1 protein-coding gene is annotated in these 2,224 nt (G+C 53.6%); it reads right to left on the reverse strand.

Annotated features, from left to right (window positions below; all coding sequences use genetic code 11):
• Positions 1–76: 76 nt before the first annotated feature.
• Positions 77–2,074, reverse strand: a complete 1,998-nt coding sequence (locus JQN68_RS04245; protein WP_225073305.1) for a TonB-dependent receptor plug domain-containing protein — start codon at positions 2,072–2,074, stop codon at positions 77–79.
• Positions 2,075–2,224: the final 150 nt, after the last annotated feature.

Here is a 2,224-nt window from a genome sequence, read left to right on the forward strand (position 1 = left end):
TTGTGCTCATGCGTGTTGCCCTCGCTTGCGCGGCCGGGTCGGGTTCCGGCCGCGCTTGCCTGTGAAAAGCGGTTTATCAGTATCTGAAATTTAAACCTGCCAGGAAGTTGCGGCCGGGAGAAGGGAAGCCTACTTCGTAGTAGTCACGATCTGTAATGTTGGTTACCTCGACGAAGGCGCTTCCTTCCACACCCCAGAGCTTGCCGAGCTGTTGCTCAGCCCGGGCATTGAGCAGCAGGAAATCCGGCGAACGCTTCCATTCTTCTATAAGGGCAGTTGGGGTATAAGTATTGTCCCTGCCATACTGCCGGACGACATAGGAAAGTTGGGTGCTGAGGTTGAAACCGAAGGGGAACCGGTAGCGCAGGTCCAGGTTGGCCCGATGGCGCGGCCGTCCTTCCAGTTCGCGGTTCAGATCCTTATCCTCGGTACGCATGAAGGTGTAATTCAACCCGGCCCAGAAACTCTCGGTGATGTCGGCACCCAGGGCAACCTCCACCCCCTTGGTGACGGCCGAGCCGACATTCACGTAAATGGAGTTGGCACCACTTCCTTGTCTAGCGATAAGGTTTTCGATGTCGTTGTAAAACGCCGCCACTGAAAGCACGATGCCGTCGTTAAAAGCGTGGGTCAGGCCGACCTCGTAGGTAGTGGTTTCCTGGGGTTTGAGATCGGGATTACCACCGGCAACCCTGCTGTAAAGTTCCTTGAGATGGGGGAATCGAGTCTTCTTGCCGATGGACCCGTGCAGGTTGGTACTTTCCGACAAAGTGACAACCACGCCGCCCTGAGGGTTGAGGGAGTCGATATCACTGGTGAGCGTGGTTATGGTTGAGGGGGCCTTGCGAGGATCGTAGTAGTCATAGCTCAGGCCCGCCACGAACGCCAGCCAGTCCAGAGGGCGCACCTCGTTTTCAATGCCTACGGAGTAGGTATCTGCCGCCTGAGTTTCCCAAGGGGTCCACGTATTTGTGACTAACGATTTCTCCCTTTGTTTTGATTCATCTCGAACGAACGAGCCGCCGATCTTCAGAAAGCTCCAGCGACCAAAGTCCAAAAAGGCCTGCAACTCCCCGCCAGTGCTATAGTTTTCGTAAGGAGACAAGACAAAACTTTGATTTAGAACGTTCGGATATCGACCAAATCTCCCCCGCAGCGTGTCATCGTGGCTGACGTAAAACGTGCGGGCCTTGATCCGCAGCCAGTCGGTCACCTTCTGCTCGCCAACCAGACTCAACTGCCATTGCTTCCATTCGTCGAAATACCACCCGGGCCTGGTCGGAACACCTTTTTCGTTGTCAAAATAGTTGAATGTCAGATAGAGCTTGGTATCCTGGCTGGGTTCATAGCCGAGTTTGAGGTTGAAATGGTGCTGCAGGTAATCGCTGTTGTACCGTTTTCCACCATTTTCAATGGGATCAAGGGCGGCGGTCAATGGCTCGAGTTTATTCGCCCAGAAGCCTGGATCAAAGTCAGACGAAAGGCGCCATCCGTCTGAACGGCGGTAGTTGTAGCCCATATAGACGGTAAAGTCGCCAATCGGTGCTCCTGCGCTGACGGAATAATTCTGGGTGCTGTAATCACCCCAAGCTGCACTGACACTTGCAGTCGGCTTGGAGGCGGTCTTGGTGACGATATTGATGACCCCGCCCATGGCATTGGGGCCATATAAAACGGATGAGGCTCCCTTGGTGACCGTAATCTTCGCTACATTGGCAGTGGAGAACTGGGCCAGGTCGATCTGGCGGGAATACTGCTCGTAGACCGGTACGCCATCGATCATGATCTTTACATCATTGTCATTGAACCCGCGAATACTCACAAAGCTTTCGCCCTTGCCGCGACTACTTTGCACAAAAACACCCGGCAGTTGCTGCAGCGCCTCGGCCACGGTCCTGGCGCCGCGCTGCTGAATGTCCTCGGCAGTGACTTCCGTAACAGTGGTCGCAAGATTGACCACCTGCTGGTCGCCGGTAACGATGACTTCGCCCAGGGAAAAAACCTCATCCGCCCGGGCCGGAAGGGCGATCAACAACAGCAACCCCCAGACCATCCATGTGAGATTCCTTTGCATGCATTACCTCCTTGACATAAAAATGTTTTTTGGATTCACCCACGGGGTAGCCATGGCGTTATAATATGATATAAATAACGTGGGAGTTCTGCGTTGTATAGCAAATGGAATATCGTTATGCAAGATAAAACACAACGCATTTCGAAATTT

It is taken from the genome of Desulfuromonas sp. CSMB_57 (assembly GCF_020194955.2).
In the GTDB taxonomy this organism is placed as follows: domain Bacteria; phylum Desulfobacterota; class Desulfuromonadia; order Desulfuromonadales; family Syntrophotaleaceae; genus JAFCIY02.

What these genes read in the sequence shown, in the direction of transcription:
- JQN68_RS04245 (WP_225073305.1), bottom strand. Translation starts at nt 2,074, where the DNA reads ATGCAAAGGAATCTCACATGGATGGTCTGGGGGTTGCTGTTGTTGATC.